This is a genomic window from Zhihengliuella salsuginis, assembly GCF_014651715.1.
Lineage (GTDB): Bacteria > Actinomycetota > Actinomycetes > Actinomycetales > Micrococcaceae > Zhihengliuella > Zhihengliuella salsuginis.
The window spans coordinates 262627-284437 of record NZ_BMXK01000004.1 but is presented as its reverse complement, the minus strand read 5'-3'; the positions used below and the strand labels follow the sequence as shown (position 1 = coordinate 284437).

13 protein-coding genes are annotated in these 21811 nt (G+C 66.5%); all 13 read left to right on the top strand.

The genetic code is table 11. From position 1 onward, the window contains the following. Positions 1-329 precede the first annotated feature (329 nt). On the top strand, positions 330-2213 hold the full coding sequence (locus IE069_RS06230; protein WP_189349248.1) for an FAD-binding monooxygenase: 1884 nt from the start codon (positions 330-332) through the stop codon (positions 2211-2213). A gap of 266 nt (positions 2214-2479) precedes the next feature. Then, positions 2480-5986, top strand: a complete 3507-nt coding sequence (rpoB, locus tag IE069_RS06225; protein WP_189349247.1) for a DNA-directed RNA polymerase subunit beta — start codon at positions 2480-2482, stop codon at positions 5984-5986. Between the two features lie 119 nt (positions 5987-6105). After that, positions 6106-9996, top strand: a complete 3891-nt coding sequence (locus tag IE069_RS06220; protein WP_189349246.1) for a DNA-directed RNA polymerase subunit beta' — start codon at positions 6106-6108, stop codon at positions 9994-9996. A 335-nt stretch (positions 9997-10331) separates the two neighbouring features. Beyond that, the gene (gene rpsL / locus IE069_RS06215; RefSeq protein WP_189349245.1) at positions 10332-10706 is read left to right on the top strand and encodes a 30S ribosomal protein S12; all 375 of its coding nucleotides are present in this window, start codon (positions 10332-10334) and stop codon (positions 10704-10706) included. Then, positions 10706-11176, top strand: coding sequence for a 30S ribosomal protein S7 (gene rpsG, locus IE069_RS06210; RefSeq protein ID WP_189349244.1), 471 nt, complete (start codon positions 10706-10708; stop codon positions 11174-11176). The genes rpsL and rpsG overlap by 1 nt, the downstream gene beginning before the upstream one ends. Positions 11177-11260: 84 nt before the next feature. Continuing rightward, complete coding sequence (gene fusA / locus IE069_RS06205) at positions 11261-13381, top strand: elongation factor G (RefSeq protein ID WP_189349243.1); 2121 nt, start codon at positions 11261-11263, stop codon at positions 13379-13381. Positions 13382-13614: 233 nt separating this feature from the next. Next, positions 13615-14805, top strand: a complete 1191-nt coding sequence (tuf, locus tag IE069_RS06200) for an elongation factor Tu (protein WP_189349242.1) — start codon at positions 13615-13617, stop codon at positions 14803-14805. Between the two features lie 152 nt (positions 14806-14957). Then, positions 14958-18638: a hypothetical protein gene (locus tag IE069_RS06195; RefSeq protein ID WP_189349241.1), complete on the top strand. Its 3681-nt coding sequence runs from the start codon at positions 14958-14960 to the stop codon at positions 18636-18638. Positions 18639-19052: 414 nt separating this feature from the next. Next, positions 19053-19361 (top strand): 30S ribosomal protein S10, encoded by a 309-nt coding sequence (rpsJ, locus tag IE069_RS06190; RefSeq protein WP_013349689.1) that lies wholly within the window; start codon positions 19053-19055, stop codon positions 19359-19361. 19 nt (positions 19362-19380) lie between these two features. Continuing rightward, positions 19381-20031, top strand: coding sequence for a 50S ribosomal protein L3 (gene rplC / locus IE069_RS06185; RefSeq protein ID WP_189349240.1), 651 nt, complete (start codon positions 19381-19383; stop codon positions 20029-20031). 4 nt (positions 20032-20035) lie between these two features. Beyond that, positions 20036-20641, top strand: coding sequence for a 50S ribosomal protein L4 (rplD, locus tag IE069_RS06180; RefSeq protein ID WP_189349239.1), 606 nt, complete (start codon positions 20036-20038; stop codon positions 20639-20641). Continuing rightward, positions 20638-20943, top strand: a complete 306-nt coding sequence (gene rplW, locus IE069_RS06175; RefSeq protein ID WP_189349238.1) for a 50S ribosomal protein L23 — start codon at positions 20638-20640, stop codon at positions 20941-20943. Before rplD ends, rplW begins: the two co-directional genes overlap by 4 nt. Before the next feature lie 28 nt (positions 20944-20971). Next, complete coding sequence (gene rplB, locus IE069_RS06170) at positions 20972-21811, top strand: 50S ribosomal protein L2 (RefSeq protein WP_189349237.1); 840 nt, start codon at positions 20972-20974, stop codon at positions 21809-21811.

The following is a 21811-nucleotide window of genomic DNA, read 5'->3' as shown; positions in this document are numbered from 1 at the left end:
TTCGGGCTGTTGCTGGTGGGTGCGACGGCGTTGATCGTGCGTCATCGGCGCAGCTGACACCCGCGAAAGGTACTGACCGCAGCTGACAGGCTGCACAGCACGAGGCGGGTCGCGTCCCCGAAGGGGGAGGCGGCCCGCCTCGTGTCGTCGTCCCGCCGGTATTTCCGCCGGTTCCGGGACGCCGGTCCTGTGAGGTCTTGCACAATGTGTTATCAGCCACCTACCATTAGTGTAGCGATAATCGAACAACCTGTTCGTTTATAGAACAGAATCAAGTGGCGATACCTGAAGTAGGTGTATCCGGCCGCACAACGAAGTGAGGACCACCCGTGCATTTCCACCACCACGGCTACGTTTCCGGAGACCCGCGCGTCCAGCCCGTCGCCGGAACCGGCATCGACCGCCCCGAAGAGCTTCCGGACGAGATGGACGTCCTGATCGTCGGCACCGGCCCGGCCGGCATGCTGACGGCTGCGCAGATGTCGCAGTTCCCGAGCGTCAGCACCCGCATCATCGAGCGCCGCCCGGGCCGCCTCGAGATCGGCCAGGCCGACGGCATCCAGGCCCGCAGCGTGGAGACGTTCCAGTCCTTCGGATTCGCCGAACGCATCATCGCGGAGGCCTACACCATCACCGAGATGGCCTTCTGGAAGCCGGATCCGGAGAATCCCTCGAACATCGTCCGCGCGGCGCGCACGCTCGACGACGCGCACGGGATCAGCGAGTTCCCGCACCTGATCGTGAACCAGGCCCGTGTCCTGGACTACTTCGCCGAGGTCATGGCCAACGCCCCGACCCGGATGACTCCGGACTACGGCTACGAGTTCAAGGACCTTCAGGACACAGGCGAGGGGGAGTACCCCGTCAAGGTGACCCTCGTGCGCACCGCGGGGCCGGACGAGGGCGCCGAGCGCGTCGTGCGCACCAAGTACGTCGTCGGTTCGGACGGTGCGCGCAGCAAGGTCCGTTCCGCGATCGGCTGCTCGCTCGCGGGGGACCAGGCCAACCACGCGTGGGGCGTCATGGACGTCCTCGCCGAGAGCGACTTCCCGGACATCCGCACCAAGTGCGCCATCCAGTCCGGAAGCGGCGGCAGCATCCTGCTCATCCCGCGCGAGGGCGGGCACCTCTTCCGCATGTACGTCGACCTCGGCGAGGTGCCGGAGGGCAGCCACGGCTCCGTGCGCAAGACGACGATCGAGCAGATCATCGCCAAGGCCAACGAGATCGTGCACCCCTACACGGTGGAGGTGCGCGATGTCGCCTGGCACAGCGTCTACGAGGTCGGGCACCGGCTGACGGACCGGTTCGACGACGTCGTCGCCGAGGAGCGCGGGATCCGCGACCCGCGCGTCTTCATCACCGGCGACGCCTGCCACACGCACAGCGCGAAGGCCGGTCAGGGGATGAACGTCTCCATGCAGGACGGTTTCAACCTGGGCTGGAAACTGGGCCACGTGCTCGAGGGGCGCAGCCCGGCGGCTCTGCTGTCCTCGTACTCCGAAGAGCGCCAGGTGATCGCGCAGAATCTGATCGACTTCGACAAGCAGTGGTCCTCGCTGATGGCGAAGAAGCCGGAGGACTTCGAGAACCCCTCGGAGCTCGAGGAATTCTACGTCCGCACCGCCGAATTCCCGGCGGGCTTCATGACCGAGTACGAGAAGTCCCTCCTCGTCGCCGGGCCGGACCACCAGGACCTGGCGACGGGCTTCACGATCGGCAAGCGCTTCAAGTCCTCGCCCGTCGTGCGTCTGGCCGACGGGAACCCGAAGCAGCTCGGCCACCTGGCACAGGCCGACGGCAGGTGGCGCATCTACGTCTTCGCCGACCGGGCGGAGGCCGGCGCCGACTCCGCAACCAAGGAGTTCGCCGAGTGGCTCACGACGGCGGCCGAGTCGCCGCTCGCAGCAACGCCGGAGGGCGCGGACGACGACGCGTGGTTCGACGTCAAGGTGGTCTACCAGCAGGACCATACGAACATCGACATCAATGCTGTGCCGGACGCGTTCCGTCCGAAGGTCGGACCGTTCAAGCTGACCCACCTCGAGAAGATCTTCGGGGCGCAGGAGGGGGACGACATCTTCGAGAAGCGCGGGCTCAGCCGCGACGGCGTCGTCGTCGTCGTCCGCCCGGACCACTACGTGGCGAACGTGCTGCCGCTGACGGCCACCGACGAGCTGGGGGCCTTCTTCGCGCCGATCCTCGCCGTGTAGCGGCGGGCGGCGCCGGGCGGCCGGGAACGGGGGGAGCCCCCGCATCTCGGCCGCCCGTGGTTTGTCAACCTGCAGTTGGACATGCTAGGCGACCGGGTGTAGGCTAGAGCTTTGCGTCTTCCCTCTTTACCTTCTGGCCTTCATATAGCGGTGGGCCCGAAATCCACGGACAAGCCCGGGGCAATCGCCGACAGCGAGTGCGCTGGGCTGCAAGTCATGGATGAGGGAGGCGCTCGGAAACCTGACGGTCTGTGGAAGGATCCATCTTGGTCGCCTCGAGCACCTCTCAAAACGTAACCGCTAGTTCGGCGCGGTCCGCGGAAGCGGCCGGTCGAATTTCATTCGCAAAGATCCATGAACCCCTGGACGTGCCGGATCTCCTGGCCCTCCAGACGGAGAGCTTCGACTGGCTCATTGGAAACCAGCGCTGGAAGGACCGGGTCGCACAGGCCCAGGCCATCGGCGATGAAGGCGTCGCCGACATCCCGGGTCTGGCAGAGATCTTCGAGGAGATCTCCCCGATCGAGGATTTCCAGGAGACCATGTCCCTGAGCTTCTCGGAGCCGGAATTCGCCGACCCGAAGTACACCGAGGCCGAGTGCAAGGATCGCGACGCGACCTACTCCGCCCCGCTGTACGTCAAGGCCGAGTTCATGAACAACAACACGGGCGAGATCAAGCAGCAGACCGTGTTCATGGGCGATTTCCCGCTGATGACCCAGAAGGGCACCTTCATCATCAACGGCACCGAGCGTGTCGTCGTGTCCCAGCTGGTCCGTTCCCCGGGCGCCTACTTCGAGCGCACGCCGGACAAGACCAGTGACAAGGACATCTTCACCGCCAAGGTCATCCCGTCCCGCGGTGCATGGCTCGAGCTCGAGATCGACAAGCGCGACCAGGTCGGCGTCCGCCTCGACCGCAAGCGCAAGCAGTCCGTCACCGTCCTGCTGAAGGCACTGGGCTGGACCGAGGGCCAGATCCTCGAGGAGTTCGGCCACTACGAGTCGATCCGCGCCACCCTGGAGAAGGACACCACGGAGACGCAGGAGGAAGCCCTCCTCGACATCTACCGCAAGCTGCGTCCGGGCGAGCCGCCGACAGTCGACGCCGCCCAGAACCTGCTGGACAACCTGTACTTCAACCCGAAGCGCTACGATCTGGCCAAGGTCGGCCGCTACAAGATCAACCGCAAGCTCGGCGTCGACAAGCCGCTCTCCGGCCCCGGCGCCTCCGTGCTCGGCAACGACGACATCGTCGCCATGATCAAGTTCCTCGTCTCGCTGCACGCCGGCGAGGAGACCATCAAGGGCGCCCGCGGTGGCGAGGAAGTCGACGTCCGCGTCGAGGTCGACGACATCGACCACTTCGGCAACCGCCGCATCCGCGCCGTCGGTGAGCTCATCGAGAACCAGGTCCGCACCGGCCTGTCCCGCATGGAGCGCGTCGTCCGCGAGCGCATGACCACGCAGGACGTCGAGGCCATCACGCCGCAGACGCTGATCAACATCCGCCCGGTCGTCGCCGCGATCAAGGAGTTCTTCGGAACCTCCCAGCTGTCGCAGTTCATGGACCAGAACAACCCGCTCGCCGGTCTGACGCACAAGCGCCGTCTGTCCGCGCTGGGCCCGGGTGGTCTGTCCCGCGACCGCGCCGGCATGGAGGTCCGTGACGTCCACCCGTCGCACTACGGCCGCATGTGCCCGATCGAGACCCCGGAAGGCCCGAACATCGGCCTCATCGGCTCGCTCGCAACCTACGCGCGCATCAACGCCTTCGGCTTCATCGAGTCGCCGTACCGCAAGGTCGTCGACGGCAAGGTCACCGAAGAGGTCCGCTACCTGACGGCTGACGACGAGCTCGCAGCACTGATCGCGCAGGCCAACGCCCCGCTGACCGAGGACCAGGTCTTCGCCGAGGACCTCGTCCTCTGCCGCGAGCGCGGCGGCGGCGGCGAGCCCGTGCTCGTTGCTCCCGCGGAGATCGACTACATGGACGTCTCCCCGCGCCAGATGGTCTCCGGCGCGACGGCGCTGATCCCGTTCCTCGAGCACGACGATGCCAACCGCGCGCTCATGGGCGCCAACATGCAGCGTCAGGCTGTCCCGCTGCTCCAGTCGGAGTCGCCGGTCGTCGGCACGGGCATGGAGAAGTACGTCGCGGTCGACGCCGGTGATTCCATCACCGCCGACAAGCCGGGCGTCGTCACCAACGTCTCGGCCGACCTGGTCATCGTGATGAACGACGACGGCACCGAGTCGGCGTACCCGATCATGAAGTTCGCCCGCTCGAACCAGGGCAACGCGTACAACCAGCGCGTCATGGTCTCCGAGGGCGAGCGGGTCGAGTACCAGACGCTGATCGCCGACGGCCCGTCCACGGACCAGGGCGAGCTGGCGCTGGGCAAGAACCTCCTGGTCGCTTTCATGTCCTGGGAGGGCCACAACTTCGAGGATGCGATCATCCTCTCGCAGCGCATGGTCTCGGAGGACGTCCTCACCTCGATCCACATCGAGGAGCACGAGGTCGACGCCCGCGACACCAAGCTCGGTGCAGAGGAAGTCACCCGTGACATCCCGAACGTCTCCGAGGAGGTGCTGGGCCAGCTCGACGAGCGCGGCATCATCCACATCGGTGCCGAGGTCGAGGCCGGCGACATCCTCGTCGGCCGTGTCACGCCGAAGGGCGAGACCGAGCTGACCCCGGAGGAGCGCCTGCTGCGCGCCATCTTCGGCGAGAAGTCCCGCGAAGTCCGCGACACCTCCCTGAAGGTGCCGCACGGCGAGTCGGGCACGGTCATCGGCATCCGCATCTTCGATCGCGACAACGACGACGAGCTGCCCCCGGGCGTGAACCAGCTGGTCCGCGTCTACGTGGCCCAGAAGCGCAAGATCACCGACGGCGACAAGCTCGCCGGCCGCCACGGCAACAAGGGCGTCATCTCGCGCATCCTGCCCATCGAGGACATGCCGTTCCTCGAGGACGGCACGCCGGTCGACGTCATCCTGAACCCGCTGGGTGTTCCGGGCCGTATGAACATCGGCCAGGTCCTGGAGATCCACCTCGCGTGGGCCGCCAAGCAGGGCTGGAAGATCGAGGGCGAGCCGGACTGGGTCAAGAACCTGCCGAACCTGCCGCGCGAATCCGGTCCGACCACGGTCGCGACCCCGGTCTTCGACGGTGCCGAGGAGAACGAGGTCCGCAGCCTGCTCGATCACACGACGCCGACCCGCGACGGTCAGCGCCTGATCGACAACAGCGGCAAGGCCCGTCTGTTCGACGGCCGCTCCGGCGAGCCGCTCCCGGACCCGGTCTCGGTCGGCTACATGTACATCCTGAAGCTGCACCACCTGGTCGACGACAAGATCCACGCGCGTTCGACCGGGCCGTACTCCATGATCACCCAGCAGCCGCTGGGCGGTAAGGCGCAGTTCGGCGGTCAGCGCTTCGGCGAGATGGAAGTCTGGGCCCTCGAGGCCTACGGCGCCGCCTACACGCTGCAGGAACTGTTGACGATCAAGTCCGATGACATCCACGGCCGCGTGAAGGTCTACGAGGCGATCGTCAAGGGCGAGAACATCCCGGAGCCGGGCGTTCCGGAATCGTTCAAGGTGCTCATCAAGGAAATGCAGTCGCTGTGCCTGAACGTCGAGGTCCTCTCCTCGGACGGCACGACGATTGAAATGCGTGACTCGGACGAAGAAGTCTTCCGGGCCGCGGAAGAACTCGGCATCGACCTCTCCAGGGCCGAGCCGAACTCCGTAGAAGAGGTCTAGGTCGAACGGCGGGTCCCGGCTGCCAAGCCGGGACCCCGCCGTCGCACCCGATCTTTTTACCCCGGGGCGGCACGTCCGCCCCAGAGAAGACTTCAGAGAAAAAGAGAGACAGGGACCATATGTCCAGCGAATCCTCCTTCGGCCTCATGCGCATTGGCCTCGCCACCGTTGAAAATATCCGTGAGTGGAGCTTCGGCGAGGTCAAGAAGCCGGAAACCATCAACTACCGCACCCTGAAGCCCGAGAAGGACGGCCTCTTCTGCGAGAAGATCTTCGGCCCGTCCCGGGACTGGGAGTGCTACTGCGGCAAGTACAAGCGTGTGCGCTTCAAGGGCATCATCTGCGAGCGCTGCGGCGTCGAGGTGACCCGCGCCAAGGTGCGCCGTGAGCGCATGGGCCACATCGAGCTCGCCGCCCCGGTGACCCACATCTGGTACTTCAAGGGTGTTCCCTCGCGCCTCGGCTACCTGCTCGACCTGGCACCGAAGGATCTCGAGAAGATCATCTACTTCGCCGCCTACATGATCACCTCGGTCGACGAGGATCGTCGTCACGCCGAGCTGCCGAACCTGCAGGCCCAGCACGACATCGAGCGCAAGCGTCTCGTGGAGACCCGCGACTCGGACATCGCCGCGATCGCCAAGGACCTCGAGGACGACCTCGCGCGTCTCGAGGCCGAGGGCGCCAAGGCCGCTGAGAAGAAGAAGACCCGCGACGCCGCCGACAAGACGATGGCCCAGGTCCGCAAGCGTGCGGACGCGACCATCGAGCGCCTCGAGCAGGTGTGGGACCGCTTCAAGAACCTCAAGGTCGCCGACCTCGAGGGCGACGAGGGCCTGTTCCGCTCCATGCGCGAGAAGTACGGCCTGTTCTTCGAGGGCCACATGGGTGCCGACGCCATCAAGAAGCGTCTTGAGACGTTCGACATGGAGGCGGAAGCCGACATGCTCCAGGACATCATCAAGAACGGCAAGGGCCAGCGCAAGACGCGTGCCCTGAAGCGCCTGAAGGTCGTCAACGCCTTCCTGACCACCGACAACAGCCCGCTGGGCATGGTCCTGGACGCCGTCCCGGTCATCCCGCCGGAGCTGCGCCCGATGGTCCAGCTGGACGGTGGACGCTTCGCGACTTCCGACTTGAACGACCTGTACCGCCGCGTGATCAACCGCAACAACCGCCTGAAGCGCCTGCTGGATCTCGGTGCCCCCGAGATCATCGTGAACAACGAGAAGCGCATGCTCCAGGAAGCTGTCGACTCGCTGTTCGACAACGGCCGCCGCGGCCGCCCGGTCACCGGGCCGGGAAACCGTCCGCTGAAGTCGCTCTCCGACATGCTCAAGGGCAAGCAGGGACGCTTCCGTCAGAACCTGCTCGGCAAGCGCGTCGACTACTCGGGCCGTTCGGTCATCGTCGTCGGCCCGCAGCTGAAGCTGCACCAGTGCGGTCTGCCCAAGCAGATGGCGCTGGAGCTCTTCAAGCCGTTCGTGATGAAGCGCCTGGTGGATCTCAACCACGCGCAGAACATCAAGAGCGCCAAGCGCATGGTCGAGCGCTACCGTCCGCAGGTCTGGGACGTGCTCGAGGAGATCATCACCGAGCACCCGGTGCTGCTCAACCGTGCACCCACCCTGCACCGTCTGGGCATCCAGGCGTTCGAGCCGCAGCTGGTCGAGGGCAAGGCCCTGCAGCTGCACCCGCTCGTGTGTGCGGCGTTCAACGCCGACTTCGACGGCGACCAGATGGCAGTCCACCTGCCGCTGTCGCCGGAGGCCCAGGCTGAGGCCCGCATCCTGATGCTGTCCTCGCACAACATCCTGAAGCCGTCCGATGGCCGCCCCGTGGCCCTGCCGTCGCAGGATATGATCATCGGTCTGCACCACCTCACCACCAAGCGTGAGGGGGAGGCGGGCGAAGGCCGTGTCTTCACGTCCGTCGCCGAGGCCATCATGGCTCACGACGCCGGTTCGCTGCACCTGAACGCCGTGGTCAAGATCCGTGTCGACGACTTCACGCCGTCTGAGGAGCAGCCCGCTCCCGAGGGCTGGGAGCCGGGCAAGCAGGCCCTCATCGAGACGTCCCTCGGACAGGTCATCTTCAACGACACCCTGCCGTCGGACTACCCGTGGGTGGAGCACGTCGCGGGCAAGGACGCACTCTCGGAGATCGTCAACGATCTTGCAGAGCGCTACCCGAAGGTCGAGGTGGCTCAGGCCCTCGACAACCTGAAGGACGCCGGCTTCTACTGGGCCACCCGCTCGGGTGTCACGGTCGCCATCTCGGACGTGTCCTCGAACATGAACAAGGCGGAGATCCTCGCCCCGTACGAGGCGCAGGCCATGAAGGTTCAGGCGCAGTTCGACAAGGGCCTGATCGCGGATGACGAGCGTCGTACCGAGCTGGTCGACATCTGGACCAAGGCGACCGACGAGGTCGCCGATGCCATGAAGAACGGCATGGAGAAGCTCAACACCATCAACCGCATGGTCACCTCGAAGGCCCGTGGCAACTGGCTGCAGCTGCGTCAGATCGCCGGTATCCGTGGTCTGGTGTCCAACCCGCGCGGCGACATCATCCCGCGTCCGATCAAGTCCTCGTACCGTGAGGGCCTCACGGTCCTCGAGTACTTCATCGCGACGCACGGTGCGCGTAAGGGCCTGGCCGATACAGCGCTGAAGACCGCCAACTCGGGCTACCTCACGCGTCGTCTGGTCGACGTCTCGCAGGACGTCATCGTCCGCGAGCACGACTGCGGCACGGAGCGCGGCCTGATGGTCCAGGTCTCCACCGTCGACGACCTCGGCACCGTGCGCAAGCACGAGACCGTCGAGAACTCGGCCTACACCCGCACGCTGGCCGTCGACGTCACGGACGACGAGGGCAACGTGCTGGCGCAGGCCGGCGCCGACGTGGGCGACGTGCTCATCGAGGAGCTGTACCAGGCCGGCGTCGCGGACATCAAGGTGCGCTCCGTGCTCACCTGCGAGTCCGTCGTCGGAACCTGCGCGCTCTGCTACGGCCGTTCGCTGGCGACCGGCAAGACCGTGGACATCGGCGAGGCCGTCGGCATCATCGCCGCGCAGTCCATCGGCGAGCCGGGCACGCAGCTGACCATGCGTACGTTCCACACCGGTGGTGTTGCGTCGGCAGACGACATCACCCAGGGTCTGCCGCGTATTCAAGAGCTCTTCGAAGCCCGTACCCCGAAGGGTGTCGCCCCGATCTCCGAGGTCGCCGGCCGCATCACCATCGAGGACGGCGAGAAGCAGCTGCGCATCGTGGTGACCCCGGACGACGGTACCGAGGACATCGCCTACCCGATCCTGCGTCGTGCACGCATGCTGGTCGTCGACGGCGACCACGTGCAGGTCGGCCAGCAGCTCGTGGCCGGCGCGATCGATCCGAAGCAGGTCCTGCGAGTCCTGGGCCCGCGCGAGGCGCAGAAGTTCCTCGTCCGCGAAGTCCAGGAGGTCTACCAGTCCCAGGGTGTGGGCATCCACGACAAGCACGTGGAGGTCATCGTCCGTCAGATGCTCCGCCGCATCACGGTGATCGAGCAGGGCGGCACCGAGCTGCTTCCGGGCGAGCTGGCAGACCGCGTCCGCTTCACCGCGGAGAACCGCAAGGCCATCTCCGAGGGGCAGACGCCGGCTTCCGGCCGTGACGAGCTCATGGGCATCACCAAGGCCTCCCTGGCGACCGACTCGTGGCTCTCCGCCGCATCCTTCCAGGAGACCACGCGTGTCCTGACCCAGGCTGCGATGGAAGCCAAGAGCGATCCGCTGCTGGGCCTGAAGGAGAACGTGATCATCGGCAAGCTGATCCCGGCCGGTACCGGCCTGGACCGCTACACCAAGGTCAACGTCGAACCGACCGAAGAGGCGAAGGCCAACCTCTTCACCGGTCCGAGCGCGTTCACCGGCTTCGACTACGAGGGTGTCGACGCCGGCCTGAGCCCGGAGTTCACAGCCATCCCGATGGATGACTACGACATGGGCTCGGACTTCCGCTAGACCCTGCGGACCGGTCGCCTGTGCGGCCGGGTCGTCCGAAAGGGGCGGCACCACCACGCGTGGTGCCGCCCCTTTCGGCGTGAGGGCGGCTTTAACACGACGGCGGCCCCGATTCGTTTAAGCCGCGCCGCCCGTGCTAAGGTGAAGCTAATTGTTTTATGTGTGGCAAAGGGACTCTGTCCGGGTTGCGGGTACGGTGCGCAACGAATGCCACACTTTTGCACGCCTACGGTCGGTTCCGCTCCGAAGCGTTGCGATGAAACGACCAAAAAGCAGCGCCGGCGTACAACGTAGGTTGTCGGTGCGGCATGTCAAAGAAACCGGAGGACACGAAAGTGCCTACTATTCAGCAGCTGGTCCGCAAGGGCCGCTCGCCGAAGGTCAACAAGACCAAGGCCCCCGCCCTTAAGGGCGACCCGATGCGCCGTGGCGTGTGCACCCGTGTGTACACCACCACCCCGAAGAAGCCGAACTCCGCGCTCCGTAAGGTCGCCCGCGTGCGCCTTTCCGGCGGCGTCGAGGTGACCGCCTACATCCCGGGCGTCGGCCACAACCTGCAGGAGCACTCGATCGTGCTCGTCCGCGGCGGTCGCGTGAAGGACCTCCCGGGTGTCCGCTACAAGATCGTCCGCGGCGCACTTGATACGCAGGGCGTGAAGAACCGTAAGCAGGCTCGCTCCCGCTACGGCGCGAAGAAGGAGAAGAAGTAATGCCTCGTAAGGGTCCCGCTCCGAAGCGCCCGCTCGTCGCCGATCCGGTCTACGGATCCCCGTTGGTCACGCAGCTGATCAACAAGGTTCTGGTCGACGGCAAGAAGTCCACCGCCGAGCGCATCGTCTACGGTGCACTCGCCGGTGCAGAGGCCAAGTCCGGTTCCGATCCGGTGGCCACCCTCAAGAAGGCCATGGACAACGTCCGCCCGGCCCTCGAGGTCCGCTCCCGCCGCGTTGGCGGCGCCACGTACCAGGTTCCGGTCGACGTCAAGCCGGGCCGCTCCACCGCTCTGGCTCTCCGCTGGCTGGTCGGCTACTCCAAGGACCGCCGCGAGAAGACGATGATCGAGCGTCTCATGAACGAGATCCTCGACGCGTCGAACGGTCTCGGTGCCGCTGTGAAGCGCCGCGAGGACACCCACAAGATGGCCGAGTCCAACAAGGCCTTCGCTCACTACCGCTGGTAAAAATGATGTGAGAACGACGGCGGCTGCAGGCACCTGGGTGCCTGGGCCGCCGTCGTCCCAGATCGACAGACTAAGGGAGACAACGTGGCACAGGATGTGCTCACCGACCTCAAGAAGGTCCGCAACATCGGCATCATGGCGCACATCGATGCCGGTAAGACCACCACGACGGAACGCATCCTCTTCTACACGGGTGTGAACCACAAGATCGGCGAGACGCACGACGGCGCGTCGACGACCGACTGGATGGAACAGGAGAAGGAGCGCGGCATCACGATCACGTCGGCCGCCGTGACCTGCTTCTGGGACAACAACCAGATCAACATCATCGACACCCCGGGCCACGTTGACTTCACCGTGGAGGTGGAGCGCGCGCTCCGCGTCCTCGATGGCGCCGTTGCCGTCTTCGACGGCAAGGAAGGTGTCGAGCCGCAGTCGGAGACCGTCTGGCGTCAGGCCGACAAGTACGACGTCCCGCGCATCTGCTTCGTCAACAAGATGGACAAGATGGGCGCCGACTTCTACTTCACCGTCGACACCATCGTGAACCGCCTGGGTGCCACCCCGCTGGTCATGCAGCTGCCGATCGGCTCGGAGTCCGACTTCGTCGGCGTCGTCGACCTGCTGTCGATGAAGGCCCTCGTGTGGCCGGGCGACTCCAAGGGCGACGTCACCATGGGCGCCGCCTACGAGACCCGCGAGATCCCCGAGGACCTCAAGGAGCGCGCAGCGGAGTACCGCAACAAGCTCGTCGAGCAGGTTGCCGAGTCCTCCGACGAGCTCATGGAGAAGTTCCTCGAGGGCGAAGAGCTCACGCTGGACGAGCTCAAGGCCGGCATCCGCAAGATGACGGTCACCTCGCAGGCCTACCCGGTCTTCTGCGGTTCCGCCTTCAAGAACCGCGGCGTGCAGCCGATGCTCGACGCCGTGATCGACTTCCTCCCGGCGCCGTTCGACGTGCCGCCGATGATCGGTCACGACCCGTCGGACGATGAGAAGGAACTGACTCGCAAGCCGAGCCAGGACGAGCCGTTCTCGGCTCTGGCCTTCAAGATCGCGTCCCACCCGTTCTTCGGCCAGTTGACCTTCATCCGCGTCTACTCGGGCAAGGCTGTCCCGGGCACGCAGATGCTCAACACCACGAAGGGCAAGAAGGAACGCATCGGCAAGATGTTCCAGATGCACTCCAACAAGGAGAACCCGGTCGAGGAGATCGTGGCTGGACACATCTACGCCGTCATCGGCCTGAAGGATGTCACCACCGGCGACACCCTCTCCGCGACGGACGCCCCGATCGTCCTCGAGTCGATGAGCTTCCCGGAGCCCGTGATCTCCGTGGCCATCGAGCCGAAGACCAAGGGCGACCAGCAGAAGCTGTCGACCGCCATCCAGAAGCTCGCCGCCGAGGACCCGACCTTCACGGTCTCCCTCAACGAGGACACGGGCCAGACGGAGATCGGCGGCATGGGCGAGCTCCACCTGGACATCCTGGTGGACCGCATGAAGCGCGAGTTCAAGGTCGAGGCCAACGTCGGCAAGCCGCAGGTCGCCTACCGTGAGACGATCAAGAAGGCCGTCGACAAGGTCGACTACACGCACAAGAAGCAGACCGGTGGTTCGGGTCAGTTCGCCAAGGTGCAGGTTGCCTTCGAGCCGCTCGACACCCAGGAGAACGACGGCGAGCTCTACGAGTTCAAGAACGCCGTCACTGGTGGTCGCATCCCGCGCGAGTACATCCCGTCCGTCGACGCCGGCATCCAGGACGCCATGCAGTTCGGCATCCTCGCCGGCTACCCGGTCGTCGGTGTCAAGGCCACGCTCCTCGACGGTGCGTACCACGACGTCGACTCCTCGGAGATGGCGTTCAAGCTCGCCGGTTCCCAGGTCTTCAAGGAAGGCGCACGCCGCGCCAACCCGGTGATCCTGGAGCCGGTCATGGCCGTCGAGGTCCGTACTCCGGAGGAGTACATGGGCGACGTCATCGGTGACCTGAACTCCCGTCGTGGACAGATCCAGTCCATGGAGGATGCGCAGGGCGTCAAGGTCGTCAAGGCCCAGGTTCCGCTGTCCGAGATGTTCGGCTACATCGGCGACCTGCGCTCGCGCACCCAGGGCCGTGCTGTCTACAGCATGGAGTTCGACAGCTACGCCGAGGTCCCCAAGGCTGTTGCCGAGGAGATCATCCAGAAGTCCCGCGGCGAGTAATCGCCCACGGATCGACGACGAGTCCGAAACCCCGTACCGGGGCGGAGGGCATCGTGTCGGGGTGGCCGGCCGGCCACCCCGACACGGGGCGGACTGATGGGCCCGGACTACAACGGGCGCTGACGGAAACCAAAATTTAACGAAATAAACAAGCCCACAGTAGACTTGCATGAGTTTCGTCCACGAACCGCGTGGACGGGGTAAGTCTTCTGAATACGTTCTAGGAGGAACCTGTGGCGAAGGCAAAGTTCGAGCGGACTAAGCCGCACGTCAACATCGGCACCATTGGTCACGTTGACCACGGTAAGACCACGTTGACTGCTGCAATTTCCAAGGTACTGGCTGACAAGTACCCGGATCTCAACGAGCAGCGCGATTTCGGCGCCATCGACTCCGCCCCGGAGGAGCGCCAGCGCGGCATCACCATCAACATCGCGCACATCGAGTACGAGACGGAAGCGCGTCACTACGCTCACGTGGACGCCCCGGGCCACGCCGACTACGTCAAGAACATGATCACCGGTGCTGCTCAGATGGACGGTGCCATCCTCGTTGTGGCCGCCACTGACGGCCCGATGGCTCAGACCCGCGAGCACGTGCTGCTGGCCCGCCAGGTTGGCGTGCCGAAGCTGCTGGTGGCCCTGAACAAGTCCGACATGGTCGAGGACGAAGAGCTGCTCGACCTGGTCGAGATGGAGGTCCGCGAGCTGCTGTCGGACCAGGACTTCGACGGCGACGACGCACCGGTCGTTCGCGTTTCGGGCCTGAAGGCTCTCGAGGGCGACGCCCAGTGGGTCAAGGCTGTTGAGGACCTCATGGAGGCCGTCGACGAGTACATCCCGACCCCGGTTCGCGACACGGACAAGCCGTTCCTGATGCCGATCGAGGACGTCTTCACCATCACCGGTCGCGGCACCGTCGTGACGGGTCGCGCCGAGCGCGGCACGCTGAAGATCAACTCCGAGGTCGAGATCGTCGGCATCCGCGACGTCCAGAAGACCACGGTCACGGGCATCGAGATGTTCCACAAGCAGCTCGACGAGGCATGGGCCGGCGAGAACTGCGGCCTGCTGCTTCGCGGCATCAAGCGCGAGGACGTCGAGCGCGGCCAGGTTATCGTGAAGCCGGGCTCCATCACCCCGCACACGGACTTCGAGGCCAACGTGTACATCCTCTCGAAGGATGAGGGCGGGCGTCACAACCCGTTCTACTCGAACTACCGCCCGCAGTTCTACTTCCGCACCACCGACGTCACCGGCGTCATCACGCTGCCGGAAGGCACCGAGATGGTCATGCCGGGCGACAACACCGAAATGGTCGTCGAGCTGATCCAGCCGATCGCCATGGAGGACGGCCTCGGCTTCGCCATCCGCGAGGGTGGCCGCACCGTTGGCTCGGGCCGCGTCACCAAGATCCTCAAGTAAGCTTCTTACCTGATGATCTGACCTGACGGTCTACGATCGGCACCCCGCTGCTTCGGCAGCGGGGTGCTTTTCGTTTAATATCCGTCGTCCACAGGCACCCTTTTTCGTCGTCCCAATAGAATAAAGTGGGGCGTGCCGATGGAAGGGGAGTCATGGGGACGGTGCTGGTGCTGGTTCTGTTGCTGGCCGTGGTCTTCACGGGCGGTTGGCTGCTCGGACGCCACGCGAATCGCCGCGCTTCGGAGCGGGACCAACGGGAGAACCTGGCGTCTGCCTGGCAGGAGGGCCACGACGCCGCCGTCGCCTACCTCGTCCCGCCCGGCCAGCGCGGTCTGCCCGGCGCGACCCGCGCACCCGAACCGACGGGAGCCCCGCAGGCCCCGGTGGCCCCGCCACCGTCTCCTGCGAGTCCCGCGCCGAGCACGCCGTCCGCGGGACCGCCCCCGGTCCGGCCCGTCCCTGATCCGGCGGCGCGTCAGCTCCGCAACGTCAACATCGCACTCTACGTGGCGGCGGGCCTGCTGATCGGGGCAGGGCTGCTCTTCATCAGCTTCCCCATCCACCCGGCGGCCAAACTGTCGGTTCTCGGCTCCGTCGGCGCCGTCTTCTACGGCGGCGGCCTGGCGATCCACGCACGGAGCCGCGACCTGCGCGCGGCGGCCGCTGCGCTCACCGCCATCGGCCTCGCGCTCATCCCCGTGCTCGGTGTCGCCTGGTACATCCTGCTTCCCGTCCCCGCAGCGACCGCGTGGCTGGTCGCCTCGGCAGCGGGCTCGGCCGCCTTCGTCTTCGCGAGCGTGCGACTGCGCAGCCAGATCGTCGCGGTCGTCTCCCTGACCTTCTTCGTTTCGCTCGCATGGTCCGGGGGAGCAGTCCTGAATCGCGGACTGATCTGGTATTTCGTCTTCACGATGGTCTTGGCTGCGCTCGTCTCCGCGGCGGCAGTCGTCCGCCCGGCCTTCCTCGGGAGCATCTACCTGCGCACGTTCGTGGCCTCCCACCGGTTCCTGGTCCCCGGGTTGCTCGTCGCCGCGGTCCTGATGTCCTGGACGCTGTCGGCGGAAGACCTGCTGGTGGTGGGCGCGGCGGCCTCGACGTACTACGGGGCCATGGCCGTGACGGACGGTCGCACGGCGCGGGCCGTGGACCTCTCGATGCTCCGGCTCGTCGCCAGCGCGACTCTGCTGGTGGGTGTCTACGAGCTGTCCGGGACCGCCGAGCGGGTGGTCTGGGCGGCGCTGCTGATCGGACTCGCGCAGCTGCTGCTGGTCGCGTGCCTGCGCCGCGTTCATCGTCGGATCTACCGGCCGCGCACCTGGCGCGCCGAGGTGTGGGGATTCTCCTGCGCCTCTGCCGCGGTCGCGGTCTTCACCCATCCGGCCCTCCACGCCTCTCCGTTCGAGGGAGGCGATCCGAGGCTCGGCGCCGGGCTGGCGATCGCGGCGCTCGGCATCGGCATCGCCGGATACGTCGCGCGTCTCGGGGTCGTCCCCGTCCTGCTGGCCGTCGGCGCCGTGGCGATTCCGATTGGGCTGGCCGACGGGTCGCTCGGCGACGAGGCGTGGCGCGTCGCCGCGACCAGCGCGCTCGCACTCGGCGCGGCCGAGGCGGTCAGGCGACGGGCGGAGGGCATGCCCGGAAGCCCCCTCGCGGGCCCAGCCGGTACCTGGGGGCGGGTGCACCTGCTGCTGCTGCTGCCCTTCGTGCTGGGCCTGGTCATCGTCGCCGTACCCGGCCTGTCGGCCCTCGGAGCGTCGCCCGACACCGCAGGGCTCCGCCCGCAGCTGGTCCTGCTGCTGGCCGTGGCGGTGGCGGGCTGGCTGGGGCTGTCGCTGGCGACCCTGCGGCGGACGTCCGGCTCTACGGTTCGGCACGACGACGGCGCGGGGTCCCGGGTGCTCCATGTCGCCGGCGTTCTCGCGGCCGGCACCGGCGCCCTCGCGCTGCACGCCGTCGCCGCGGATGCCCTGTGGATGGGGATCCCCGTCGAGCGTCTGCTCTGGTGGGTGCTCCTGCTCGTGACCATGCCCAGCACGGCCTGGATCGTGCGTGCCCGCGATGGTGCGCGCACAGTGGCATGCCAGGCGGCCACCGGATCGGTGTGGCTGGTCGCACTCCTCGTGGCCGCCGGGCGTCCGGCCTGGCCCGAGCGCGGCTGGGCGTTCGAGGTCCTCCTGACGCTGGGGTTCCTCTACAGCGCGCTCCTCGTGTTCATCGCGCGGCGCCCGGGATTCCGCGCCGTGTACGTCGTGGCGGCGCAAGCGCTCCTGACGTGGCTCGCGCTGGACCTCGCCGGCCGGCTCGACGCAGACTGGCACGCCCGTATCGCACTCGGAGCCGCGACGCTTGCTGCGGGGCAGGCGGGACGCCTCCTGCTGCGCGGCGGGGGAGCCGCGGTGGCCGGGCGCCGGTCGATGAGCTGGGCCGCGCTGGGCCTGCTCCTTCTCGTCCCTTTCGCCTACATGCTCTTGACGGTGGACTATTCGACTAGTGGATCAGGCACGTTGGAGGGGGCTCGAGGGGCCGACCAGGCCTCGCTGTTGATCCAGCTCGGATGCCTGGCCGCCTATGCGTTGGTGCTCGCCCGCCGCGGCTTGAGCGGCGACGCCGCACGGTGGTCGCTGGCGGTCCCGCCGGTCGCCCTCGCTGCCGGTCTCCTCGCCGGGTCCGGGGCCATCGACCTGCGCCGCGGCGGGTGGCTCCCGACGCCGCTCTGGACGCAGCCGGCGGCGGCCGTCGCCCTCGCCGCCGGGACCGTGGCGTGCGTCGTGGTCGCGGATGCTGTTGCGCGGAGGGGTGCGGCGGTCGGCCGGGGCGGCGCGGAGCTGTCCTGCCCGTCCGCCGTCGCGGCAGTCTTCGCGGGGTTCGGGCTGTTCGCGGCCGCGGGAGAGCACTCGGCCTTCTCGGGGCTCGTCCTCGCAGCGGCCGCCTACGCGGCGGTTCGGCTCGCGTTCCTCTGGGAGCGGCCCGGTCTCGTGGGCGCCGCAGTCCTGATCGGCGCCGCGGCCGTGCACGGGTTGCTTCAGGATCCGCTGACCGGGCCGGGCCCCGTGTCCGCGGCGGTCTTCGGTTCGGGTGCGGTCGGGCCCGGGCTCTGGGCCCTGTCCTTCATGGCCGCGGCCTGCCTCTGGTGGGTGCTCGGCGCGCTGGGCCGGCGGAAGGCGGGGGTCTTCGGTGCGGCGGCCCCGTGGGCCCGGCGCGGCGGACTGCTCGCGGCAACCCTCGGAGCCCTGGTGGGGCAGGGAGGTGGAACGGCGCTCGTCGTCACCGCCTGCGTGATCGGCGCCGCGGCCGCCGTGTTGGCCGTGGGGGAGTGGCCGGCGCACTTCAGGCGTCTCGCCGAGCACGGCGCGGTGCTGATCGTGGCCGCCTACGCCGTCCGGCTCTGGCACGAGTTCGGCGACCCGTCCCTCTTCTGGACCCTCCAGGCGTTGACCGCCGTCTCGATCGGGTTGGCCGTGAGCGAGTACGTTCGACCGCCGGCAGCCGGCGGGGTGGACGGACTCGGGCGGCGCTATCTGCTCGGCGCCGCGGCCGTGCTGACCTGTTCGGCCCCGGTGGCGGTCTTCGCCGATGGCGGATGGTCGCAGTGGTGGGTCCTGGTGGGATTCGTGGGCTTCGTCATCGCGGGGCTCGTGCTCGGCGATCGTGTGCTGGCGTGGTGGGGCGCGGCCGGGGTGGCGGCGGCGCTGGCCTGGTTCCTTCGGGACTACAGTTTCATCCTGCTGGCGCTGCTGGCCGCCGTGCTGATCGCCTTCGCCCTGCTGTCGTTGCGCAGGCTGAACCGCGGCCGGCGGAGCGAGGGGACGGGACCCGCGGACCCGGGGTTGTAGCCGGAACCACAGGCATCCCGATTGGTTTTTGGGCGGCATCCGTGAAACACTAGACAAGTTGTTCAAGTGCCTCTCCATGTCTTGGCCTGCTCTCGGACGCCTTTCTGGCGGCCAGCAGCACAGGACCGGTTCCAGCAGAGATTGCGTCCCGCCCGGGATAATGCCCGGGGCAGGGTCGGATCCGACCGGAACGGAGCGGACCAAAACAAGCAGACCTCCGCGGGTAGACCGCATTCAGCGAATTTCGTTCGCAGAGAATGCGCGACACGCCCGACTACGGGGGTCGGACCCTGGCGGGGTGAGGAACCCGGATTCATCCGGATTCAGTCCGTGCGGGGCGTGCCGATCCGATGAGGATCACGTCTAGGGCACAGAAATTGTACAGAGAGTGCTATCAGAAAGAGGCATGACGCCATGGCGGGACAGAAAATCCGCATCCGGCTGAAGTCGTATGACCACGAGGTCATTGACGTTTCAGCCCGGAAGATCGTAGAGACGGTCACGCGCGCAGGCGCAACCGTAGTCGGCCCAGTGCCGCTGCCAACGGAGAAGAACGTGTACTGCGTTATCCGTTCGCCCCACAAGTACAAAGACAGCCGCGAGCACTTCGAGATGCGCACCCACAAGCGCCTGATCGACATCGTCGATCCGACTCCGAAGGCCGTCGATTCGCTGATGCGTCTCGACCTGCCGGCTGACGTCAACATCGAAATCAAGCTTTAAGGGGAGGTGCTGAGAGACTATGACCGCAACCCGTAATGTCAAGGGTCTGCTGGGCACGAAGCTCGGCATGACCCAGGTCTGGGACGAGAACAACGTTCTCATCCCGGTAACTGTCGTCCAGGCTGACTCCAATGTCGTGACCCAGCTGCGCAATGCAGACCGCGACGGCTACACCGCCGTCCAGATCGGCTACGGCCAGATCGATCCGCGCAAGGTGACCAAGCCGATGGCCGGCCACTTCGAGTCGGCCGGCGTCACGCCGCGCCGTCACGTGGTCGAGCTGCGCACCGCTGACGCCGAGTCCTACGAGCTCGGACAGGCACTCTCTGTCGAGGTCTTCGAGTCCGGCCAGAAAGTCGACGTCGTCGGCAAGAGCAAGGGCAAGGGCTTCGCCGGCGTCATGAAGCGCCACGGCTTCGCCGGTGTCGGCGCCTCGCACGGTTCCCACAAGAACCACCGCAAGCCGGGTTCCATCGGTGGCGCGTCCACCCCGGGCCGCGTTTTCAAGGGCCTCCGCATGGCTGGCCGCATGGGCAACGTCCGTCACACCACGCTGAACCTCACCGTTCACGGCGTGGATGCCGAAAAGAACCTCCTCTTGATCAAGGGTGCCGTTCCGGGCGCCCGCGGCCAGGTCGTCCTCGTGCGCTCTGCCGTGAAGGGAGCATAAGCAAATGGCTAACTCTGCACTGAAGGTCGATCTCCCCGCTGAGATCTTCGACGTCCAGACCAACGTTCCGCTGCTTCACCAGGTAGTCGTGGCCCAGCTGGCCGCTGCCCGTCAGGGCACGCACAAGGTCAAGACCCGCTCTGAGGTTTCGGGCACCGGCAAGAAGCCGTTCAAGCAGAAGGGCACCGGCCGCGCGCGCCAGGGCTCGATGGTTGGACCGCACATGGCCGGCGGCGCCATCGTCCATGGCCCGACCCCCCGCGATTACTCGCAGCGCACCCCGAAGAAGATGAAGGCTGCTGCACTGCGCGGCGCCCTCTCGGACCGCGCCCGCCACGATCGCATCCACGTCATCGAGTCCGTGGTCTCCGGCGACAAGCCGTCGGCCAGGGGAGCGCTGGCTACCCTGCGTGCTCTCACTGAGCGCAAGAACCTGCTCATTGTCATCGACCGTGCCGACGATGTTGCCGCACTCTCCGTGCGCAACCTCGAGAAGATCCACGTCATCTACGTCGACCAGCTCAACACGTACGACGTGCTGGTTGCCGACGACGTGGTCTTCACCAAGGTCGCCTTCGATGCCCTGGTAAACAAGGAGGAAGCCAAGTGAGCGCCGCCTTCACCAAGTCTCCGCACGACGTGATCATTGCTCCCGTCGTCTCGGAAAAGAGCTACGGCCTGATCGACGAAGGCAAGTACACCTTCCTGGTCGACCCGAACTCGAACAAGTCCGAAATCAAGTTCGCCGTGGAGAAGATCTTCGGCGTCAAGGTTGATTCGGTCAACACCCTGAACCGTGCCGGTAAGCGCAAGCGCACCCGCTTCGGTTGGGGCGAACGCAAAGCTACCAAGCGTGCGATCGTCTCACTGAAGGAAGGCACTATCGACATCTTCGGCGGTCCGCTTTCTTAAGCGGAGACCACTTTAACGAGGAATAAAAATGGCTATCCGTAAGTACAAGCCGACGACGCCGGGCCTGCGTGGCTCCTCCGTCGCCGACTTTGCAGAAATCACCCGGACCACTCCGGAAAAGTCGCTGGTTCGCCCGCTGACTAAGTCCGGTGGTCGCAACAACAGCGGCAAGATCACCACCCGTCACAAGGGTGGAGGTCACAAGCGCGCCTACCGTCTGATCGACTTCCGTCGTCACGACAAGGACGGCGTTCCGGCCAAGGTCGCTCACATCGAGTACGACCCGAACCGCACCGCCCGCATCGCGCTGCTGCACTATGTCGATGGCACCAAGCGTTACATCATCGCCCCGAACAAGCTCGTCCAGGGCGCGGCGATCGAGGCCGGTCCCAACGCTGACATCAAGCCGGGCAACAACCTGCCCCTTCGCAACATCCCGGTCGGTACCGTGATCCACGCTGTGGAGCTGCGGCCGGGCGGCGGTGCCAAGATGGCCCGTTCTGCCGGTGCATCGATCCAGCTGGTCGCCCGTGAGGGCAAGTTCGCCCAGCTGCGTCTGCCGTCGGGCGAGATCCGCAACGTCGACGTCCGCTGCCGCGCGACGATCGGCGAGGTGGGCAACGCCGAGCAGGCGAACATCAACTGGGGCAAGGCCGGCCGCAACCGCTGGAAGGGCATCCGCCCGACCGTCCGCGGTGTGGTCATGAACCCGGTCGACCACCCGCACGGTGGTGGTGAGGGTAAGACCTCCGGTGGCCGTAACCCGGTCAACCCGAACGGCAAGAAGGAAGGCCGTACCCGCCGCCCGAACAAGGACAGCGACAAGCTCATTGTGCGTCGTCGTCGTACCGGCAAGAACAAGCGATAG